The organism is Veillonella parvula DSM 2008, assembly GCF_000024945.1.
Lineage (GTDB): Bacteria > Bacillota > Negativicutes > Veillonellales > Veillonellaceae > Veillonella > Veillonella parvula.
The window spans coordinates 330697-353259 of the sequence record NC_013520.1 but is presented as its reverse complement, the minus strand read 5'-3'; the positions used below and the strand labels follow the sequence as shown (position 1 = coordinate 353259).

The 22563-nt window shown below is 38.1% G+C and carries 21 protein-coding genes and 1 pseudogene; 6 read left to right on the top strand and 16 right to left on the bottom strand.

Annotation, left to right across the window (positions count from 1 at the left end; translation table 11 throughout):
• Positions 1 to 45 precede the first annotated feature (45 nt).
• Positions 46 to 810: a TIGR03943 family putative permease subunit gene (locus tag VPAR_RS01355; protein WP_012863848.1), complete on the top strand. Its 765-nt coding sequence runs from the start codon at positions 46 to 48 to the stop codon at positions 808 to 810.
• Between the two features lie 180 nt (positions 811 to 990).
• Here the strand turns inward: VPAR_RS01355 and VPAR_RS01350 are convergent, their stop codons facing one another.
• On the bottom strand, positions 991 to 1557 hold the full coding sequence (locus tag VPAR_RS01350; RefSeq protein WP_004693921.1) for a biotin transporter BioY: 567 nt from the start codon (positions 1555 to 1557) through the stop codon (positions 991 to 993).
• A 393-nt stretch (positions 1558 to 1950) separates the two neighbouring features.
• On the opposite strand from VPAR_RS01350, the gene VPAR_RS01345 reads away from it, so the two are divergent.
• Entirely contained in the window at positions 1951 to 2538 is a 588-nt protein-coding gene (locus tag VPAR_RS01345) for a PepSY domain-containing protein (RefSeq protein ID WP_012863847.1), read from the top strand.
• Between the two features lie 480 nt (positions 2539 to 3018).
• Here the strand turns inward: VPAR_RS01345 and VPAR_RS01340 are convergent, their stop codons facing one another.
• From VPAR_RS01340 to VPAR_RS01310, 7 genes are all read right to left on the bottom strand, one after another.
• Positions 3019 to 4290, bottom strand: a complete 1272-nt coding sequence (locus tag VPAR_RS01340; RefSeq protein WP_012863846.1) for an O-acetylhomoserine aminocarboxypropyltransferase/cysteine synthase family protein — start codon at positions 4288 to 4290, stop codon at positions 3019 to 3021.
• A 290-nt stretch (positions 4291 to 4580) separates the two neighbouring features.
• On the bottom strand, positions 4581 to 5540 hold the full coding sequence (gene metA / locus VPAR_RS01335) for a homoserine O-acetyltransferase MetA (RefSeq protein WP_004697897.1): 960 nt from the start codon (positions 5538 to 5540) through the stop codon (positions 4581 to 4583).
• Between the two features lie 43 nt (positions 5541 to 5583).
• Positions 5584 to 6768, bottom strand: coding sequence for a MalY/PatB family protein (locus VPAR_RS01330; RefSeq protein ID WP_012863845.1), 1185 nt, complete (start codon positions 6766 to 6768; stop codon positions 5584 to 5586).
• Positions 6769 to 6778: 10 nt separating this feature from the next.
• Entirely contained in the window at positions 6779 to 7912 is a 1134-nt protein-coding gene (locus VPAR_RS01325) for a trans-sulfuration enzyme family protein (protein WP_012863844.1), read from the bottom strand.
• 152 nt (positions 7913 to 8064) lie between these two features.
• Positions 8065 to 8568: an ECF transporter S component gene (locus VPAR_RS01320; protein ID WP_012863843.1), complete on the bottom strand. Its 504-nt coding sequence runs from the start codon at positions 8566 to 8568 to the stop codon at positions 8065 to 8067.
• A gap of 58 nt (positions 8569 to 8626) precedes the next feature.
• Complete coding sequence (locus VPAR_RS01315) at positions 8627 to 9031, bottom strand: PACE efflux transporter (protein ID WP_012863842.1); 405 nt, start codon at positions 9029 to 9031, stop codon at positions 8627 to 8629.
• Positions 9032 to 9369: 338 nt separating this feature from the next.
• Positions 9370 to 10836 (bottom strand): DASS family sodium-coupled anion symporter, encoded by a 1467-nt coding sequence (locus VPAR_RS01310; protein ID WP_012863841.1) that lies wholly within the window; start codon positions 10834 to 10836, stop codon positions 9370 to 9372.
• A 229-nt stretch (positions 10837 to 11065) separates the two neighbouring features.
• Here VPAR_RS01310 and VPAR_RS09695 point away from each other — a divergent pair.
• Positions 11066 to 11266, top strand: a pseudogene (locus tag VPAR_RS09695) (hypothetical protein); the annotation flags it as partial.
• A gap of 59 nt (positions 11267 to 11325) precedes the next feature.
• Here VPAR_RS09695 and VPAR_RS01305 read toward each other — a convergent pair.
• The 7 genes from VPAR_RS01305 to VPAR_RS01280 all read right to left on the bottom strand — a co-directional run bounded on the left by VPAR_RS01305 (position 11326) and on the right by VPAR_RS01280 (position 16730).
• Positions 11326 to 11535 (bottom strand): hypothetical protein, encoded by a 210-nt coding sequence (locus tag VPAR_RS01305; protein ID WP_012863840.1) that lies wholly within the window; start codon positions 11533 to 11535, stop codon positions 11326 to 11328.
• Positions 11536 to 11847: 312 nt separating this feature from the next.
• Entirely contained in the window at positions 11848 to 12672 is an 825-nt protein-coding gene (locus VPAR_RS01300; RefSeq protein ID WP_012863839.1) for a MetQ/NlpA family ABC transporter substrate-binding protein, read from the bottom strand.
• Between the two features lie 54 nt (positions 12673 to 12726).
• Positions 12727 to 13398, bottom strand: coding sequence for a methionine ABC transporter permease (locus VPAR_RS01295; RefSeq protein ID WP_012863838.1), 672 nt, complete (start codon positions 13396 to 13398; stop codon positions 12727 to 12729).
• Complete coding sequence (locus tag VPAR_RS01290) at positions 13398 to 14420, bottom strand: methionine ABC transporter ATP-binding protein (RefSeq protein WP_012863837.1); 1023 nt, start codon at positions 14418 to 14420, stop codon at positions 13398 to 13400. Before VPAR_RS01290 ends, VPAR_RS01295 begins: the two co-directional genes overlap by 1 nt.
• A 252-nt stretch (positions 14421 to 14672) precedes the next feature.
• Positions 14673 to 15275: a DMT family transporter gene (locus VPAR_RS01285; protein WP_231968144.1), complete on the bottom strand. Its 603-nt coding sequence runs from the start codon at positions 15273 to 15275 to the stop codon at positions 14673 to 14675.
• Positions 15230 to 15538, bottom strand: coding sequence for an EamA family transporter (locus VPAR_RS09690; RefSeq protein WP_231968143.1), 309 nt, complete (start codon positions 15536 to 15538; stop codon positions 15230 to 15232). The genes VPAR_RS01285 and VPAR_RS09690 overlap by 46 nt, the downstream gene beginning before the upstream one ends.
• A 319-nt stretch (positions 15539 to 15857) precedes the next feature.
• Positions 15858 to 16730, bottom strand: coding sequence for a helix-turn-helix domain-containing protein (locus VPAR_RS01280; RefSeq protein WP_012863836.1), 873 nt, complete (start codon positions 16728 to 16730; stop codon positions 15858 to 15860).
• Positions 16731 to 17228: 498 nt separating this feature from the next.
• Here VPAR_RS01280 and pflB point away from each other — a divergent pair, with 498 nt between their 5' ends.
• The 3 genes from pflB to pflA all read left to right on the top strand — a co-directional run bounded on the left by pflB (position 17229) and on the right by pflA (position 20447).
• The gene (pflB, locus tag VPAR_RS01275; RefSeq protein WP_012863835.1) at positions 17229 to 19346 is read left to right on the top strand and encodes a formate C-acetyltransferase; all 2118 of its coding nucleotides are present in this window, start codon (positions 17229 to 17231) and stop codon (positions 19344 to 19346) included.
• Between the two features lie 75 nt (positions 19347 to 19421).
• A complete protein-coding gene (gene grcA3, locus VPAR_RS01270) occupies positions 19422 to 19658 on the top strand; it encodes an autonomous glycyl radical cofactor GrcA3 (RefSeq protein WP_004693956.1) in 237 nt (78 codons plus the stop codon).
• A gap of 12 nt (positions 19659 to 19670) precedes the next feature.
• Positions 19671 to 20447, top strand: a complete 777-nt coding sequence (gene pflA, locus VPAR_RS01265; protein WP_004693958.1) for a pyruvate formate-lyase-activating protein — start codon at positions 19671 to 19673, stop codon at positions 20445 to 20447.
• Positions 20448 to 20566: 119 nt separating this feature from the next.
• On the opposite strand, the gene VPAR_RS01260 is transcribed toward pflA, so the two are convergent.
• Positions 20567 to 22423, bottom strand: coding sequence for a heavy metal translocating P-type ATPase (locus VPAR_RS01260; RefSeq protein WP_257000598.1), 1857 nt, complete (start codon positions 22421 to 22423; stop codon positions 20567 to 20569).
• Positions 22424 to 22563: the final 140 nt, after the last annotated feature.

Here is a 22563-nt window from a genome sequence, read left to right as displayed (position 1 = left end):
ATAATCATTATCTCAGTTCTTAATTAATTAAAAGGAGATGATTTCATGACATTAGGACTGAAAGATCGCTTTTCTATCGTGAAAGGTCTATTGTATCTCACCTTAGGTATCTGCTGTATTTACCTCATTGTGACAGGTCGTTATTTGAACTATATTGCACCACGTTATGAACTTTTACTAGGTATTAGTGGCGTTGCCCTTATTTTAGGAGGTCTAGCGACGATCATTTGGGCGCCTTCAAAATACTACAAGCATAACTGGAAGTCTATCGTTCCGATTATTATTCCCATTATGTTGCTCATCATTCCTCCCGTTCTTGTACCATCAACAGGCGTTCATGGTGCCGTTCGCGTAAACGATGATACTAACAATTTCGACTTTACAAACGATGCTATTGGAGAGGTTGTCACCGTTAACAGTGAAAGTAAAGAGCCAGGGATTTCCAAGGACAAAAAAGAAATCGTTTTGAACTCAGATAATTTCTATCAAACCATTGTAAAGGTTGGATCTAATGTTGATCAATATAAAGACTACACAGTTTATATGACAGGCTATGTAAACCGCGATGATAATACATTAAAATCTAACGAATTTACTATTTCTCGTATGGCTATGGCTTGTTGTATTGCTGACGTTGCCCCTATTGGCATGACAGCATATAAAACAGATGGTGATAGCTTACAAAATGAACAATGGGTATCGATTAAAGGTAAGGTTTCTACGCGAGACTTCCACGGTCGTAAACAACCATATATAGAAATTACAAAAATCAAATCTGCAGAACCTATATTAGGCTATGTGTACCCTTAAGAATTACATAAAAAACGAGGCTTAACGCCTCGTTTTTAATAGGAATGATTCTGTTGAATAAAATAATAACGTATATTTCATAGTTCAATGTCTATATGAATCTACAAAAGATTGATGCCTTATAATAGTTATTATATTTATTCTTGTTATTATAATTATAATAATTATTAAAACGTTCTATTAGTGCTGTAATTCTTTAATAATTCTCTTACCAAGAGATGCTGCTACAGCGCACAAGAAAATATCTGGGCCAACGGGAATTAGGAAGCATGTAATAATAACAGCTTCGACACCAATAGGCTTACCTAAATACAGATTCATAATAAAGTATAGGTACACCATGCCAAGACCATATACAATAAATAGATTTAATATGGATCCAGCTAGCAAACGTTTAAACGATAATGTATCCATTGTCTCTGCAATGCGTCCCACTGCATACGCACCAACCATAAAGCCAATTAAATAACCAAAGGTAGGTTGCAAAATATAACTAGGACCACCACCGGACGTAAAAATAGGAACCCCAACAAGACCTAATATAATATAAATGCCAACACTAGCGGCACCTAAACGACTACCTAAAACCATGCCCGCTAATGTAGTAAATAAGATTTGCAATGTAAACGGACAATTCGGTAATGGGACCCGTATGAAAGCACCAACGGCGATTAGCGCCACAAAAAGTGCTGTCATCGTTAACTGACGGGTGGTAATGTGAGTTTGTTTTGATACAGTAGAGCTCATGGTATACCTCCATTCATAACAGACTAAGCAGGAATTTGTGCTATCAATGGAGAATAAAAATCCAAGATAACACGAAAACAAACTACTAACTATCTAAATTAAAGCACTTGTATTTTTAATTGTCAACTATAACGATTGACTTTTAGTTTACTATATAGTCTAATATTATATATACTATGTTTTTTGTACTTTTTAATTTTGACTATAGCTAATAGTTATTATCAATAGTTCATAATAACTAAAAGATATACTCATCTTCATACAAAAATCATTTAATTTCATCTTATTTTCATATAACAAGATTAAATTATACGTAAGTAGATTGAGTAAAATCTACTTTCACAAAATTGTAACTAAACGAAAATTATAATTTGGTATCAGGAGGCATTGCTTATGAAAAATGTTAAAAAAGTATCCAAAGTACTATGTGCATTTGGCGTTAGTACAGTATTATTAGCAGGTGTAGTTGGTGCAGCTAGCAACCATGGTTACAACAACCATAGCAACTGGAATGGTGTTGGTAGCGTTGTTCCATCCGCACAAGCTAACTATTCTGTTGATTATATGGGCGCTATTACAGTATTCCAACAACAATTCCCTGGCGCTACTGTAAAATCTATTTCCTATGACGCAAAACACAATCCTTACTATGAAGTAGAAGGTTATTATGGCAACCGTGAAGTAGAAATTAAAGTAGAAGAAGCATCTGGTCAAATCGTTGGTAAAGAAGTAAAAGGTTACTCCAAAGCTTCTAAAACAATTAACGTTCAAAACATCATCATTCCTGAAGTAGCTGAAACAAAAGCTATGGAAAAAGTTGGTTCTGATTTCCAAACTATGGATTGGACTGTTGAACGTGAAAACGGCAGAGTTGTATATGAATTCGATATGACAACTGGCGGCGGTAAAAATGCTGAAGTAAAAGTAGACGCTACATCCGGTAAAGTTATTAGCGCTAAAGTTAAAAACACAAAATACTAAGATTTTTTCTTTCATCAAGTGAAACCCTATCCTAACCCACTTAGATGACACACTACACATATAACACACATACTATACACACTGTATCCTTTGGATACACTCTCTAACACACTCTCAGAGAGCCCGTAACACTAACCACGGGTTCCCTAACATCCTATCTCACACAATAGGAAAACGGTCTGTGCACACACCACAGACCAAACGTTACACACACTATACTCCCTTAAAGGCCTTGGATCATTGAATCCAAGGTCTTTTTATATATCCATTCTATCAAGGTTGTATTACACCTATACAACTTTTTATTCTTATAAAATTAACACATACTTACAAAAAGACCTCCCAACGGGAGGTCTTTTGTATAAGTTTTATAGGTTTGATAGTTATGTGTTCTATTTCTTAAGCAAAGTTCAGCTTAAGGATGTCATTTGTAAGTTCTGAAAGTTTGATCTATAGTTTTCAAACTAAAGGTATGAAAGATTAAGCTTTATCTAAAGCTTGTGCTAAGTCTTCGATGATGTCATCTACATTTTCAAGACCGATAGACAAACGAATCATGTCTGGTGTTACGCCAGCAGATTTTTGTTGTTCTTCGTTAAGTTGTGCATGTGTTGTGGATGCAGGATGGATAACAAGAGATTTAGCATCTGCTACGTTGGCAAGGTTGGAGAAGATTTCCAAGGAGTCAACAAGTTTAATACCTGCTTCTTTACCACCTTTTACGCCAAATGTGAATACAGCACCAACACCTTTAGGGAAGTATTTATCAGCTAATGCTTTGTATTTGCTGTCTTCTAATTCTGGATAGCTTACCCATGCTACCTTAGGATGTTTGCTTAAGAAATCTACTACTTTACGAGTATTTTCAACGTGACGTTCTACGCGCAAAGACAATGTTTCGATACCTTGCAAGATTTGCCAAGATGCAAGCGGTGTAATGCATGCACCTGTATCGCGAAGCAATTGAGCGCGAATTTTTACAGTAAATGGAATTGGTAGATCACCATACACTAAACCATTATAGTGTTCATCCCCTTCAGAGAAGCCAGGATATTTACCAGAACCTTTATAATCAAATTTACCAGATTCTACAACTACGCCAGCCAATGTTGTACCGTGGCCACCAAGATATTTAGTAGCAGAATGAATAACAACGTCAGCCCCATGCTCCAATGGACGGAACAAATATGGAGATGCAAATGTATTGTCTACAATCAAGATGATATTGTGTTTGTGTGCAATATCAGCTACTGCTTGTACATCGATAAGATTAATACCAGGGTTACCAATAGATTCGATATAAACGGCTTTAGTCTTTTCATCGATAGCTGCTTCAAATTCTTCCAAATGATCGGGATTTACGAATTTAGTTTGAATCCCCAATCGAGGCAATGTAGCAGTAAACAAATTATAAGTACCACCGTACAATGTAGATGCTGATACGATATTATCACCAGCGTTAGCTACGTTCAAAATGGAATATGTAATTGCTGCAGAGCCAGATGCTACAGCGATACCGCCTGCGCCACCTTCAAGTTCTGCCACACGAGCATCCAATACATCGGTTGTAGGATTGCCAAGGCGGGAATAAATGCCACCAGGATTAGTCAACGCAAAACGACCCGCTGCTTCCTCAGCATCTTTAAATACGAAAGATGTAGTTTGATAAATAGGCACCGCACGAGCACCTGTTGGATCCACCGTATGTCCGGCATGTAATTGTAATGTTTCAAATCTGTATTGCTTACTCATTATGATAACTCCTTTATATTAATTATATTTTAAGTTCATTCTTTATACCTAGTATAGTACTATGCTTTAAAAAATATGTCTACTATTTTTTACATGGTCTTCTCCATAACTTTAAACTATGGTGAACAAAGGATGATGAAAACTTTTACCAAAACCTCTAAAGCAAGCAAGATCATTTTATAAAAAATAAAATCCCCTAATTACTTCCAAAGAACCAGCTCCCTTGAGAGATGTTAGAAGTAATTAGGGGTACATAGTACTAACAATAAATTAGAAATAAGTACTTAAATTTAGATGTAAGCGCCTAAATTTTTATCCCGTTCAAATTTCATTTTTTGTATTTGTTCAATGATATATGGCGTTTCTTGGTATACATAGTAGTTTAACCAGTTTGTAAATAATAGTGTACTTACAGAGCGCCAGCGCACGATGGGACGTTGTTTCGGATCATTATCCGGAAAGTAGTTTTCAGGAACCGCAATATCCATACCTTTTTTGATATCCCGCACGTACTCACGATTAAGCGTATCCCAATCGTATTCGGCATGACCAAATACAAAGATATGTTTATTGTCTAAACTACGAACGATAGCAGCTCCTGTTGGTTCAGACCCAGCCAAGAGTTCCAAGTCACGATTTTCCTTAATTTGTTGCAACGAAACTGTGGTGTGCCGTGAGTGTGGCATCCAAAACTTTTCATCAAATCCACGCATGAGAACTGGTCGATCATTATAAATATCGTGTTCGTAAACACCAAATAATTTCTCATCCATAATCGATTTATTAATGCCAAAGTGATGATATAAGCCAGCTTGGGCACCCCAACAGATATAAAACGTAGAGTAAACATGCTCTTCGCCCCAGTTCATGATTTCTACGAGTTCAGACCAATAGTCTACCTCTTCAAAAGGCATTAACTCTACAGGAGCACCGGTAATAATCATGCCGTCAAAGAACTGGTCTTTTACTTCATCAAAGGTGCGGTAGAAGGTTTCTAAATATTGTTCATCTGTATTTTTAGCCTTACGAGATGCAGTATGTAACAATGTTAAATTAACTTGCAATGGGCTATTACTGAGAGCACGCAAAATTTGCGTTTCCGTCACTTCTTTAGTAGGCATCAAATTGACAAGCAAAATTTGCAAAGGTCGGATTTGTTGATTTTCCGCCCGTTCAGTATCCATGACGAAAATATTCTCTTGAGCTAATTTCGTTATGGCCGGTAAATTTTTTATTACTTTAATAGGCATAATGTCACCTCTACATATTCTACAATTTGATAACCTAATCTAATTAAAAGTCTTTAGCCTCATAGGCACGACGCCAAGCTTCGAGCCCTTCTTCCAAGATTTTACGAGGACAAGCTACATTAATGCGTTCAAAATCCTCCCCATCGACGCCAAACATAGAACCTGTATCGAGCCATAGCTTGGCATCATTGATGATCCATTCATCTCGCTCTTTAGGGCTGAGCGGCAATTGAGAGCAATCCAGCCACATGAGATATGTCCCTTCAGGACGATATACACGAATCTTTGGCATATATTTTGCTACATAGTCGATGGTGAATTGAATATTGTCTTGAATATATTCTTTTAATTCATCAAGCCAAGGAGCCCCGACTTTGTAGGCTCCTTCACAGCCCACAATCCCCATCGTGTTCAATTGACTATAACCAGCACGGTCAATTTCTTTTATAAAACGACGACGTAAGGAGTCATTTGGAATAAAGATATTACTTACTTGTAAGCCTGCAATGTTAAACGTCTTGCTAGGCGCTGTACATACAATGCAGTGTTCTGCATAACTTTCACCAAGATCGGCAAAGACCTTGTGCGTATGCCCTTCCCAAACAAAGTCAGCATGGATTTCGTCGCTCACGATGAGCACATTGTGTTTAATACAAATGTCGCCGAGGCGTTTCAACTCATCCTCAGTCCACACGCGCCCTACTGGATTGTGCGGATTACACAAGAGGAATAATGTTACATTCTCCTCGATAATAGCGCGTTCGATACCTTCAAAGTCGATAGTGTATTTTTCGTCGCCTTTGATGAGCGGCACATTGATAAGACGACGATCGTTATCGTCAATAACCATACTAAATGGGTAATACACAGGTTGATTAATGAGCACTCCTTCGCCAACCTCGGTAAAAGCACGAACCGCCATCGCTAAAGCAAATACGATACCAGGCGTTTTAACAAGCCATTTTTGTTCTGGCGTCCAGTTAAAACGCGTAGCAAACCAATTCTTCAACACTTCAAAGTATTCATCGTCAGACTCTGTATAGCCGAAAACACCATGCTTAACACGATCCAATAAGATTTGTTTTAACTCAGGGGGAATTTCAAAATCCATATCCGCTACCCAGAATGGCAACACATCCGCAGGTTTACCGCGCTTTACAGCAAAGTCGTATTTCAATGATTTTGTATGAGTTCTATCTACTATTTGATCAAAATTATATTGTCCCATAGGAACTCCTTTATTTGTTAAAAGCCTGTTCCAAGTCCGCAATCAAGTCTTCTGTATCTTCAATACCTACAGATAAACGTAACAAACGACGTGTAATACCTTTGCGTTCTGCATCTTCAGGTTTCAAGTCAGGATGTGTTTGCGTCACAGGATACGTCAACAAGGATTCTGTACCACCAAGGCTTTCAGCGAATTGAATAAGCTCAATACCTTCTAATACTTGTTTAGCCGTTTCTTCACTATCTACTTCGAAGGATAACATACCGCCAAAGCCTGTTGTTTGGGCTCTATTGATTTCATAACCTGGATGTTCAGGAAGGCCTGGGAACAAAACTTTAGTTACTTTTGGTTGTTTTTTTAGCCATTCGGCAAGAGCAATGGCATTCTTTTGATGTTGCTCCATGCGTAGAGCCAATGTTTTTACGCCGCGAATAACGAGCCAGCTATCCATAGCGGATAGGCATGCACCTACTGTTTTGTACGTTAAACGCAATTTTGCCGCGATTTCTTCGTCTTTTACAATAGTAAAACCAGAAATTACATCGTGATGACCACCAATGAATTTTGTACCACTATGAACGACAATATCGGCACCCAAGGTCAATGGCTTTTGGAAATATGGACTTAGGAAAGTATTGTCGATGATTACTAGCGTATTACGTGCATGCGCCAATGCACAGAGTGCACGAATATCGGTAATCTCCATCATAGGATTTGTCGGTGTTTCAATATAAACAGCCTTTGTATTCGGTTTAAAAGCAGCTTTCACCGCATCAAGATCAGAGGTACCTACATAAGTAAACTCAATGCCGTTTTGTTCGTAAATATTTGTGAACATACGGATAGAGCCACCATACAAGTCATCACCTAAGATGATGTGGTCTCCTGGAGAAAATAAATGGAATACTGCATCCACCGCAGCCATACCAGAGGAAAATGCCAATGCATCTGTACCTTCTTCAAGGCCAGCTATCAATTGTTCTAAGCGGTCACGTGTTGGATTAGACTCACGTGAATATTGGTAACCTGTTGTATCACCCAACTTTGGATGAGAGAACGTACTAGACATATAGATTGCAGGGGAAATCGCACCGGTATCATCCGGTGTACCACTGCCATGAACGCATTTTGTATTAAACTTCATTCCTATCAACTCCTCATATTTGTATACAATATGTTAATTATAAGAGTAGACAATGATTAAGGTCAACAAAAATGGGCACTCATACATCCTGAGTGCCCCTAAAAAGACATATCTATTTTGAATGGGTTGTCATAACTCTAAGTTAAGTTGACCTAATTTTTAGTGCGTTTAGTAATAAGTAATGCCAAAATAATCCCTAATGACGAAGTTACCAATTGCGGCCAACTAGATACGAAAAGCATGGTATTTACAATCTTTGGTGGAAATTGGAACAAGGAGAAAAACAAGGAATACCCGCCAAAGAGTACGCCGGCTTTTACCAAAGCCGCCACAATAATAAGTAAAAGCTTTGGCTTATGTTGTAACCAATGTGCCACAAATACATACGCTGTCGTGCCAAGAGCCGTAATCAAAATGAACGGCGGTAGCGGTAACATACCTTGTAAATGCGCTACTACCGGAGCAATCCAAGCAATAACAAGGCCATTCTTCCATCCATAGCGCCATGTGGCAAGTACAAAGGTTGCGGACGTAATGGAACCGATGAGGAACATGCTCACCTGATTAGGAATAAAGGGGAAAATAAGGCGCAAGCTTTGCGCCAATAAGGCAACGGCCAACAAGAGACCTGTGCCCGTAATAGATTTTGTAGACATAAGAACCTCCTACTATACGATATAGATTTTACAAGAGGTACCTACCTCACATTTAAAATTAAGCCTCTACAAAATATAGACGTGCTCGATCATATACCCAATTATAAATATAAGTATAACCTAATATGACTAATGTCATCGTTATATCTGTAGCAAAGGCCATCCAAAAGCTCATATGCATCATGTACATAATAATAGGCACTGTGGCAAGCATAAACAAACCTTCAAACAACACTGCATGAATTGTGCAGATTACAGGCCCTCGCGCTAATCGGTCACCTGGTACTAGTTTATCAAATATCCAGTTAAACACAAAATTCCAAACCATCGCCAACAAGGAAAAAATAATCATCAAGACCAAAGGCTGCCCCTCATGCGGAACAAACTGCATCACCAAACAGCCAATCAAAACACAGCCTAGCTCATATAAAATCGACTGTACAACACGCTCTGTAGCAGACATAATAATAAACTACCTCCATCAGAAAACTCAAAAAAAGATATTTACTATCATATCAATATTATATTATATTTATTTTCTTAGATTTGTCGAGTTCTGTCGAGTTTTGCCATTTTCGGATATAAAGGAAGCCCCTCGTAGCGTTCTTTAAACTCGACTTTTTCTGAAGTGAGTATTGCCATTTCAGGATAAAAAGAAGCCGCATTGTATCTACTAAGCGACTTGCCCCTCGAAGTGAGTTATGCCATTTTCGGATATAAGGAAAGCCCCTCGTAGCGTTCTGTAAGCTCGACTTGCAAGGGATGGAGAGCGAGCAGAATGCTACGAGGGGCACTATTTAATTATCCTAAAAGTGGCATTACGAACTGAATCCATGGAATCCCCACCACGATAAATATCGCGAGGTAGATAATCCCAAAGATAGCACCTAATTTCCAGAATTCAGGACCTTTGTTATAGCCACTAGCAAACCAGATTGGACTGTGACCAGTACCATATGGTGTAAGGATACCCATAATACCCATTGGTACTAAAAGAATCAACATAACTTGAGCTGGATCAACACTAGGAATCTGAAGAATTAGAGTAGCAAACAAACCTACCATAGCTGTTACATAAGCGGTACCAGAAGCAAAGAAGTAACGTAGTAAGCAAAATGCTAATAACAAGCCTAGAACAGCCATTGTTGGATCTAAAGAAACTAAAGAACCACCTGCAGATTTAGCAAGCCATTCCAAGAATCCTACATTCTTAAGCCCAGAAGCCATAGGCACAAGTGTGGCAAACCAAGTCAAAACATTCCATGCTGGTTTGTTAGCAAGAAAATCTTGCCATGTCATAATCTTAGTGAAAATCATCAAGATAATAACGATCAAAGCTGTTGTTGTAGGGTTTACTTTGAATGTAGAAGCACCAATCCACAACACAAGAGCCAACACGGAAATCAAGGCCATGAAAATTTCACTGCGTGTCATGGAGCCTAATTTCTTATATTCATCCCTTGCCCATGCTGCAATTTCAGGGGAACCTTTTACCTCTGGTTTGCAGAATACATACGTCAATAATGGTGTGATGATAAATAGTATAATACCCACTGGCAAGAATGCTAGGAACCATGTGCCCCAGTTGGCAGCTACAATACCCGACTTAGCAGACAATTCAAGAGCCAATGGATTTGGCGCCGCACCAGTCAAGAAAATAGAACTAGATACACACGTAGTAGCCAATGCTACCCAGTTCAAATAGGAACCAATTTTACGAGGATTCTTATCTGGATAAGAATCGAACATCGGACAAATACTGGATACGATTGGATAAATCGTACCACCAGAACGGGCCGCGTTACTTGGAATAAATGGAGCCAACACAAGATCAGTAATAGCAATGGCATACCCAAGGCCTAAAGAGGACTTTCCAAGCTTGGCTACGAGGAACAATGCAATACGGCGACCAAGACCAGAGTTTTCATAACCAATACCAATCATGAAGGCTGCGAAGATCAACCACACGATGGCATTAGAGAAACCGCTAAGACCCCAACTGATAGCTTGTGCATCAGTAATCGCCTTTGCTACACCAGTTGCTTTATCTACAACAGGAGCAGGACCAACCTTAAACAACATAGACACGGTAACAGCAATGATACCGATGAAAGCTGGTGGCATTGGTTCTAAAATCAACCCCACCACAAGGCCTGCAAAAATACTTACATAAATCCAAGAATTTGCGCTAAGACCTTCAGGAGCACCGATGAGCCATACAAGAATAGCTACTACAAGCGGTGCAAATAATTTCCAATTCAACTTCATTAAGAACACTCCTTACTAAAAATAAAACTGCAAAATTGCTAATACAGTATAGCAGAATTTTTTTAGTGAGAATATAATATTCGTCATAATACTTATTGATTAATACTAAACTTTTAGTAATAGTTTTTACTAGATATTTTTGGTTTTATACAATACAATATAAATATCGAAAATTATTAATTTAACTAAAATTACTGAAAGGATTTAAATGAAACCTTTTATACGCTAAATAAAATCTTTATGGTTTCCAGTCATTATCGTATCAATTCTTTCGTTACTCACCGTGGCAGGCACATTATATATACCAACCTTAACGGCCACAATCATCAACGATGGCGTAGATATTCGCGACGTATCTCGTGAAAGCTTACACAACACGGTAGGCATGGTACTGCAAGATACTTGGATTTTTACCGGCACTATCACAGAACAAGGAACACACCACGAACTCATCAAACGCGGTGGTCACTATAAAGAACTATACGAAAACTATGTGGCAGGAATAAGTATATAAAATTCAGGATTGCCATTAACATCAATGTGAAGGGTTCCATATCCATCATTGATATCTTTCGTCATTTCATATATAGTAACCATAGAAGCAGAATTACTGGTCTGACTACCTGTACCTTTATGTACAGCAGCAGCAGTAATTCTGCTTTTTATTATAATATATAATTTCATATAAATTAAAATCATTAGGTGAAACCCTTATTTTATTCAAACCTTGTTCCGTAGTTAACCTAATAGCACCTAAATCAAACAAATCAAAATCATGTGACGACCCATGACACGCAGCTTGATAGTACTGATAATTATATTGTTTTTGAAGCTTGTCTAAATCTTTTTCGTTTAGTATACTATTGTTAATCATAAACTGATTAACACTCATTTGTCCGCTTGATTGGACGTTATTGACTGTTAGTTGGTTTATTTTTTGTATTACCATACAATAGAATTACAGGAAAAAAGAACCACCGATAAGCTGCAACTTATCGGTGGTTCTCTTATTTATTCACCTTTTGGTACGAACCATAGGCCGTTATTATTTTTCTCCATGTAGTCTTTGAATTCTTGAGATTGGTAAGCTGCTACAATGTCTTTTGCCCATTGTGCATCTTTATTTTTCTCATTAACTACAAGTTGTAATAACCATTGTGGCAATACATCTTCATTTGCCAATGCGGATTTAGGATCGATTTTTGCATTATAGATAATAGCACCTGTAATAACGATATAATCAAAATCAGTACGTACAGAAGGAATTGTAAGGGATTTCATTTCTGTAAATTTAAGATGTTTAGGGTTTTCAACAATATCCGCTTGTGTTACTGTTGCTAAATCTTTGTTAGGATCAAGTTTAATCCAACCGATTTTTTGCAATAGCGCATAAGCACGAGCCATGTTGGATGCATCATTAGGTACTGCAATTGTGTCGCCATCTGCCACTTGATCTAGAGATGTTTTAGAACCACTAAAGATCCCTGCTGGTACTGTTGGAATTGGAGTTAAGGCTACAAGATGGCCATTTTGTTTTTCGTTGAAGTTTTTCATGTATGCTGTATGTTGTTCAACGTTAAAATCTACTTCACCATCACTCAACACTTGATCTGCTTGTACCAAGTCAGACATGTCTACACCTTTAAAGGTATATCCTTGTTTTTCCAAAATTGGTTTTACACCTTTTTCAAACAATTCAGAGTATGGGCCTTGAGATTTACTATAAGTTAATTCTTTTTTAGCACCATTATCACTATTGTTTGAGCCGCAGCCTGCGATAAAAGCTACACTAAATACTAATGCTGCACCAAGGGCAAGAAGCTTTTTAAATTTCATAGTATTTTCTCCTATATTTTCACAATCAATATAACTAAAATCTATTTCATCAAATTAGGAACGACGCGCACGACGTGCGAAATAGTTACCTATTGTTTGAATAATTTGAACAAAAATAATCAAAATAATTACGGTAAATAACATCAATGGGAAGTTCAATCGTTCATAACCATAGGTGAGGGCCAAATCACCTACACCACCAGCACCAATAGCACCAGCCATAGCAGTAGCACCGATTAGACCAATAGTACCCGTTGTAATAGATAAAATAAGTGAACCCTTTGCTTCTGGTAAAAGAAAATGCCAAATCACCTCAAAATAAGAGGCCCCCATTGATTGTGCAGCCTCGATAATCCCTTTATTAACCTCTAAAATAGAGTTTTCAAAGAGTCGAGCTAGATAAGGGGCAATAAATATAACAAGTGGTACAATAGCCGCTGTTGTACCAACACGAGTACCTACAATCATCTTAGTTAACGGTAATATAAACACCATCAAAATGATAAATGGTACGGAGCGTACAATATTAACAATTGTATTTGTAATGGTATAAACAATACTATTTTTGACGATACCATTAGGATTTGTTACCACCAATGTAACTGCGATAATTAGACCTAATACAGTACCAATGAATAGAGATAGGAACACCATATATAATGTCTGTTCTGCGGCTAATAATAACTGCGCTCCTGGAACACCAAGTTCTTGCATGAAGAAATCCATTATAGTGTCACCTCCTGCCATTCAATACCTTGAGCAACAAGATACTCTTTTACCTTGCCCACCTCAAGATCATCGCCAATAAACTGAACAATGAATATACCAAGTACAGTATGTTCTAACTCTGTTACCGTAGCAAATAATACACTCGTTTCTAAATCAAAGGTTTTATTAATATGATATAGAACATTATCTGTCGTATTATTTCCTAAGAAATGCATCTTAAGAATTGTGTATGGCCTTTTATCACAAGCTAATGTATGTTTCACAGTTGATGGAATCTCATCAGGAATTACAGTCCTAACAAATCGCTTTGTTGTTTCGTGTTTAGGTTTACTAAACACCTCAAGTACAGATCCGCTCTCTATGAGCTTTCCATGCTCCATAACTACAACACGATTACATATTTTCTGAATTACATCTATCTCATGAGTTACGATAACTACTGTTACCCCTAGTTCACGATTAACACGTTCTAATAATTGTAATATAGATTCTGTTGTATCAGGATCTAGAGCGCTAGTTGCTTCATCACAAAGCAATATGGATGGATCTGTAGCTAATGCACGGGCAATACCAACGCGTTGCTTTTGACCGCCAGATAATTCTCCAGGATATGCATTTGCTTTATCGCCTAAATCAACAAAGTCTAATAAGGTTTTAACCTTTTTATCAATGTCGGATTTTGGTACCCTATTAAGAATTAGCGGGATAGCCACATTATCATACACAGATTTAGCATTCAATAAATTAAACTGTTGAAATACCATGCCGATGCGCTTACGAACCTTTCTGAGCTCGTTAAAACTTAAGCCATTGATATTCACACCATCTATTTCAACATGACCAGAGGTAGGTACCTCTAAAGCATTAATCATTCGTAACAGTGTGGATTTGCCAGCTCCACTGAAGCCAATAATGCCAAATATGTCCCCTTTTTCTATGGTAAAGTTTACATCAGATAATGCAGTAACCTTTTGCTTATTAACGTCAAATTCTTTCGTTACATTTCGTATAGCAATCACTGTACCGCCTCTTTCCCTTTATATTGATAGGAATTAATATTTCTCCTAAAACATATCTTAAAGGTATGTTTTAATTATGTACTTAGATTACTACAATTTATAATGACTGTCAAACAAAAAAGAACCTCACTAATTAAAAGATTGAGGTTCTTTTATTATATAGCTCTTATCTTATAAGGGTTTACATCCCTATTTATCTAATTTTATATTTTTTACATCAAGCTGAACCGATTCAGACTCTAACAAAATAACTTATCTATATCGATTAAAAAGATATAGGGATCCTAAAATGACCGGTGCCCCAATATAGAGCCCCATATTAGGAATTTCTCCCAATAAAAATGCAGCTACAATAGCTGCCACTATGGGCGAGATATACATAAAGTTGGTTACATCTGAAACCTTTTCAGCATGTTCCAAGGCATAGCTCCAGAGAACAAAGCTTAACGCACTAGATAGGAATGCTAAATAGGCCATGGCAAATTTTGCACTAATCGGTGCCACAGCTATCATTTCAATGGCATGTTCCGCAAAAGGCAAGGCCATAATGGCACCTGTAAACATAGACCACATGGCGATAGTGATAGGCTTATATCCTTTTAAACTAAGGCCACGATTAAGGATATTATAAACTGCAAAGAGTGTCATCCCCAGCAAAGTCCATAATGCACCTGTAGGAATTGTAAGGGTTGAATTCCAAAGAATAATTATGGCTACACCTATAAAAGCTGTTATTGTAAATAACCAGCCTATGGGGCGTATTTTATCTTTATAAACAATCATGGCCATCAGTGCCGTCGTCATCGGAGTCAAGGCCATAATAATACTGGATGTGGCCGCCGGAATTGTGCGCAAACCTTCATTAAAAACAACTTGATAACAAAATTCCCTGTGGCGCCTAACAGAATATATAGTCCCCACTCACGCCATGTTGTCGGTATGTGTAAGCCTTTTACAACACCGATTACCAGCATAAGTAAGGCCCCACCCATAACCCTTGCCACAGAAAGTGTTAATGAATCTACAGATTGTAATGCTATTTTACTGAAAGGAAATGCAGTAGCCCATACAGCAATTGTAGCAGATGCACCTAAAAGTGCTTTCTTTCGATTTGTCATTAACATCCGCCTTTCAATAGTATTCGCATATACAATCTTATAATCCACTTTGATTAACGTATATTCTATCCAAATTATTTCTATCTTGATTCATTCTACCAAGATCATGTTATCTACATGTTTTATAGCTTAATAACACTATCTCAATAGTACCATAATATACCCCTAACACTACAATAAATTAAATCATACTTTTTATTCCTATGAAGGGGATGATTTCTTCCTTATGGGATCTACAAAATGTGTAACAAAGTCGTTGGAACAAATAATAACGCTTTATGAAAACTATGTAGCAAATATGTCCATATAATTAATACAACTATTCACTTAACTTGACTATTGTAAGTTCACTATTGATTCCATTAATTTCAATTTGATTTTCTGATTCAGACACAGAAAAATCGTCTACAAGATGTCCACGATCTTCAAAGAGCAATTTAGTGCGAATACCTTTTTTCACCGCTTTGAAAGCATACTCGTGAGGGACATGCAGCCGAGATTTCGCCGATATCTGATTCACATCAATTCGCCCCGTATAATCCGCTACATATATCTCCATTGGAGAGTTGTTATCCAACTCTATATGACTGTTACCGCCGGCAATATAAATTTCTTTAGCCTCTCCATCTAGCTCAAACTTTTCACTAATAATATCAAATAGCTCCAGTTTTTCACAATGGGTCGCTAACTCCGTATCTCCCATATATTTTTCAGACAAATTTATAAAAATCGACAGATGTTCTTTTACAAGCTCTTCAGATAAGGATTTGGAACGATTTACATCCACATCGATACGCCTTTTGATATCATCGATTTTTACTTTCACCAGTTCCGTCAAATTTTCAATAGTATCACTGACCAGTTGAACCTTTATCTTCTCACCCTCTCCAGCTCTCATTTTTACGCGATTAACAGAACCCAGTTTAATGTCGAAATGTTTTATCTCATCGATATCGTATTCTACAATACTTTCATAAGGATATCGAGGTTTAACCGCTTCTTCTGAAAGCAATTCATCCACAGAGACATTGAATACACCTGAAAGGGCCTTTAAATTTGAAATATCCGGCATCCCATTGCCCGATTCCCACTTTGTTATGGCCTGTCTCGACACATTGAGCGTTTCCGCTAATTTCCCTTGAGATAATCCAGATTGTTTTCTATACTCCCGTAATTTTTCATTAAAATCCATAATGTGACCTCCTATTTTAGGCAATATCAGTTACTCTTCAACAAGAGCTGCTCAGAGTATAGTATATAGTGTCAGTGTAGAAAAGAAACGCTTGTTTTCCTGGCTGGCAACGTTCCGTAGCATCGCAATATATGTGGCATTTATAAAGACTTACAGGCTAATTCTATACAAGATGTAAACGACCGCTTGAACTATGCACAAATATAAGCTATCCAATATTATTGAAAAATCGGTATCCAAGGTTTCTTAACAATATTGATATGCAATTTCATATTATTATATATACATTAAATAAAATCACAAAAAGCAAAAACTCATACAAATCTATATATACTGGTGTATTCAAACAATTTAGCTTATGGAAGTTTATGAGATACTTCACAAAATCGCATAGTATGTATTGAAAATCTATATCATCTATTCATTGTGGAATTGTGACAAACATTGTACACTATAGGCATAGAAATCTATAGTTATATCCTTTTATGGAGGTGCAAAATGCAACATACTGCATGGAAAGATTTTAACACAGGTGTGTGGGATAAAGCCGTTGATGTACGCGACTTTATTCAAAGAAACTATATTCCCTATGAAGGGGACGATTCCTTCCTTGCTGGTCCTACAGAACGAACAACAAAATTGTGGGAACAAGTAATGAAGCTTTATGAAGAAGAACGTGAAAAAGGCGGCATGCTCGATGCTGATACTTCTGTGGCCACACACATTACTGCCCATGCGCCAGGATATATCGACAAAGACCTTGAAACAATCGTTGGTTTGCAAACTGACAAACCTTTGAAACGCGCTATGTTCCCATATGGTGGCTTGCGCACAGCAAAATCCGCTATCGAAGAATACGGATTCAAAATGGATCCGCAAACAGAGGACTTCTTCAAGAAACATCGCAAAACTCACAATGATGGCGTATTTGATGTATATACTCCAGAAATGCGTGCTGCACGTACAGCTCATATTGTAACTGGTTTGCCAGATGCGTACAGCCGCGGTCGTATTATCGGTGACTATCGCCGTATCGCTCTTTACGGTGTTGATTATCTCATTGAAGATAAAAAAGAACAATTTAGCATCACAATGGGTGACATGCTAGAGGATGTCATTCGCGACCGTGAAGAAATACAAGATCAAATCCGTTCTTTGAAAGAATTGAAAGAGATGGCAGCGTCCTATGGCTATGATATTTCCAAACCAGCTAAGGATGTTCGTGAAGCTATGCAATGGATTTACTTCGGCTATCTTGGTGCCATTAAAGAGCAAAACGGTGCTGCTATGTCCATCGGCCGTAACTCCACATTCCTCGATATCTATGCGGAACGAGACCTTCGCAACGGCACATACACAGAGGAACAAATCCAAGAATTCGTAGACCATTTCATCATGAAATTGCGCATGGTTCGCTTCGCACGTATCCACGAATACAACAATTTGTTCACAGGTGACCCTGTTTGGACCACTGAATCCATCGGTGGTATGGGTACTGACGGCCGTACATTGGTGTCCAAGATGTCCTTCCGTTACCTACATACATTGACTAACCTTGGCCCTGCTCCAGAGCCAAACCTCACTGTATTGTGGTCCCCTCGCATGCCTATCGGTTTCCGCCGTTTCTGTGCGAAATTATCCATCGAAACATCTTCCATTCAATACGAAAACGATGAATTGATGCGTCCTAACTCTGGTGATGACTACGCAATCGCATGTTGTGTATCCCCAATGCGTATCGGTAAAGAAATGCAATTCTTCGGTGCTCGTTCCAACTTGGCTAAATGCTTGCTTTACGCAATCAATGGCGGTGTTGACGAAAAGTTGAAGAAACAAATTGGTCCTAAATATCGCCCTATCACTTCCGAATACTTAGAATTTGACGAAGTATGGGAAAAATTCGACGACATGATGGAATGGTTGGCAGGCGTATATGTAAATGCATTAAACATCATTCACTACATGCACGATAAATATGCTTATGAAAAACTAGAAATGGCCTTGCATGACCGCAAGGTAACTCGTTGGTTTGCAACTGGTATCGCTGGTTTATCCGTAGTAGCAGACTCCTTATCCGCTATTAAATATGCTAAAGTAAAACCTATTCGTGATGAAAATGGCATCGCTGTTGATTTCGAAATCGAAGGCGACTTCCCTAAATATGGTAACGATGATGACCGTGTAGATAGCTTGGCAGCAAAAGTTGTTTCCACATTTATGAACAAAATTCGTAAACATCCTACATATCGTCAATCCGTTCCTACTATGAGCTTGTTAACAATTACTTCCAACGTAGTATATGGTACTGCTACAGGTTCTACTCCAGACGGCCGTAAAGCTGGCGAAGCTTTCGCTCCTGGCGCGAACCCAATGCACGGTCGTGATTCTCACGGTGCCGTATCTTCATTGGCATCCGTAGCTAAAATGCCATGGCGTGATTGCTCCGATGGTATTTCTAATACCTTCTCTATCATTCCGGACGCATTAGGTAAATCTGGTGAAACATTTGTTTCCGTCAGCGATTTTGATATTGAGTTAGACCCTTCTCAATTGCCTAACAGCAATACAAACTTCGCATGCAGCGAACCAAATGTTACTATAAAGGAAGATAAATAAAATCTTCCACAGTATCGGACTGCTTTCACCGGCACCGATACGAGTGTTAGTCTTGGTTGAAAGGAGGTTATACCCATGAGCAACCAACAAGTTGATAACTTGGTAGAGTTATTGGATGGTTATTCCCAAAAGGGCGGCCATCATTTGAACGTTAACGTGTTTACTCGTGAAACATTGTTAGACGCTCAAAAACATCCTGAGTTGTACCCTCAATTGACGATTCGTGTATCCGGTTATGCGGTGCACTTCAACAAATTGACAAAACAACAACAGGACGAAGTTATTTCCCGTACATTCCATCAACGTATCTAATCGAGGTTTCCTATGACTGGACGTATTCATTCGGTTGAAACGATGGGTACGGTTGATGGTCCAGGCATGCGCATGGTGGTATTTCTTCAAGGATGCCCCATGCGCTGTGCTTATTGCCATAATCCTGATACATGGGATGAAACTAGCGATAATGCTAAATTCATGACCGTAAAGGAATTATGGGACCAGTACGAACGTAACCGCCAATTTTATACTAATGGTGGTATCACCGTCACAGGTGGGGAAGCTCTTATGCAAATCGACTTTGTTATTGAGCTTTTCACATATTTCCGTGAAAGAAACGTCCATACCTGTTTAGATACAAGTGGAATTTGTTTTGACCCCCACCAAGAGGTGGCATACCGTAAATTACTCAGTGTAACTAGTCTCGTCATCCTAGACATTAAGGAAATCGATCCAGCCAAGCATTTATGGTTAACGGGTAAACCGTTAGAGCCCATTCTCGGGTTTGCTCGATTGACGGCAGACGTGGAAGTTCCGATTTGGGTTCGTCACGTAGTAGTCCCTACGATTACAGATAATGCCGATCGTCACTATCGTCTAGGCTTTTTCCTAGGATCTCTGAAAAATTTACAAGCCGTTGATTGCTTACCTTATCACGTTATGGGTATTGCTAAATATAAGGAGTTAGGTATTCCCTATCGCCTAGAGGGCATCCCAGCTGCAACGAAAGATATTGCAGCTAAAGCGACAAGAACCGTGGTGGAAGGCATCAAGGCCTATAGACGCCATTGGTGGAGTCCCATCAAAACACAACATCAATCATAATCAAGTTTGAGGATAACTACCTCCCTTGATATATATAAATATATATACCAAGACTTGATCTATGATAGCCCTAATCAATAGAGCCGCCCCCATACAACCGGGGACGGCTCTTATTGCATTTAAATAAACTTTCTATCATACAAACGGGCAGCGATGAGGACCACTAAACAAGATCCCACATTATGCACTAATGCACCTGTAGTAGGCGTCAAAACCTCAAGCAATGAGAGAATAATAGCGATACAATTAATGACCATTGATAAAGCAATACTAAATTTTATAGTTTTAATCGTAGCATCTGATAATCGTTTAATATAAGGAATTTTACTAAGGTCATCACTCATCAAAGCAATGTCTGCTGTTTCTATGGCAATATCACTACCAATAGTCCCCATTGCAATACTCACATCAGCAGTCTTCATAGCCGGTGCATCGTTAATTCCATCGCCAACCATACAAACCTTATGATGTTTCCCTTGCAATGATTCGATAATACTTACTTTTTCTCCTGGTAAAAGCTCCGCATGTATTTCGGAAACGCCAGATTTCTTTCCAATATATGTAGCTGCTTCTTTACTATCACCAGTAAGTAATACTGTTGTCATATCTAAGCTTGAGATAGCAGATATCATATTTATCGCATCATTTCGCATTGTATCAGATAATGTAATGATACCTATAATATGCTCTTTATCTGCAATAATGACAGATACCTTTCCTTCACTTCGATATACATTAATGGCTTTTTGAATAGAATCACATACAATAATATTATGCTCTTCAAGAAATCGTTCATTTCCACAATATAATTCCCGACCTTTTATTACGGCTATAATCCCTTTACCTACAGACATCGTAAATGAAGTAGTATCAAGTATTTCTAAATCTTGCTCTATGGCATGAGAAACGATAGCCTTGCCAATAGGATGTTCGCTCTTAGCCTCTACAGATGCAGCTAATTGAAGAATATCAATCTCACTATAATCTGTATCAACGGCTAAAATAGATTGAACTGATAACTGACCACGTGTTAATGTGCCGGTTTTATCAAATGCCATGGTATCTACTTTTCCCATAGTTTCAAGAATTTCACCAGATTTAATAATAACGCCATGTTTAGTAGCTTGACCAATAGCGGCCATAACCGCAGTAGGTGTAGCAAGCACCAATGCACAAGGACAAAACACAACCAACACAGTAACACCGACGATGATATTACCAGTTACTAAATAGCCTATACATGCAATCATCAATGCAATAGGAACCAATCGACTAGCAACAATATCAGCTATACGCTGAATCGGAGCCTGTTTCTGTTCCGCATTTTTAATAAGTTGAATCATTTTTTGAATAGAACTATCTTCGCCCACTTTGGTAGCTATAATATCTATGGCACCAAAACAGTTAATCGTTCCGCCAAATACATCATCATCAATTGTTTTATCAACAGGGATAGACTCTCCTGTCATAATAGATTGATCTACCGTTGTTTCACCATTAATAATGCGTCCATCTACAGGCATCGTTTCGCCCGGAAGGATTCGTAAATAATCACCACTTTGTATAGACTCTACAGGAACCATCATTTCTTTGTTATCTTGTATTTTACGACCCTTAACAGGTGCTAATGAAATTAACTTCTTTAACCCTTTTTTTGCTCGCTCCGTAGTTGCTTCTTCAAGGAGAGCGCCTAAAGCCATAATAAAGGCGACCTCACCAGCCGCAAATATATCTCCAATAGCAATGGCCGCAAACATAGCCATGGAAATCAATAAAGCTGACGAGATTTTACTAATCCCCTTATTATATATAATCCTTCGTATAGATAAATATACAAGAGGAAAACCACAAATAATAACGGTAATCCAGGAAGGTTCAAAAGGGATTATATTTTGAAATAGTCTCTGTCCACAAAACTCTTCTATCAAATGCGGAATTCCATCAAGCAGTAAAAATAGCCCCGCTAAAATCGTCATATATAAACCAGATAATATATCATGTATTCGATGTACCATATGGCAATCCCCTTATCAGACTTTCCCAATCAATATGAATTGAATTACAACTATACTTACAGTACAATAATTACAATAGCGAACACCTTGTTCATTTTAAT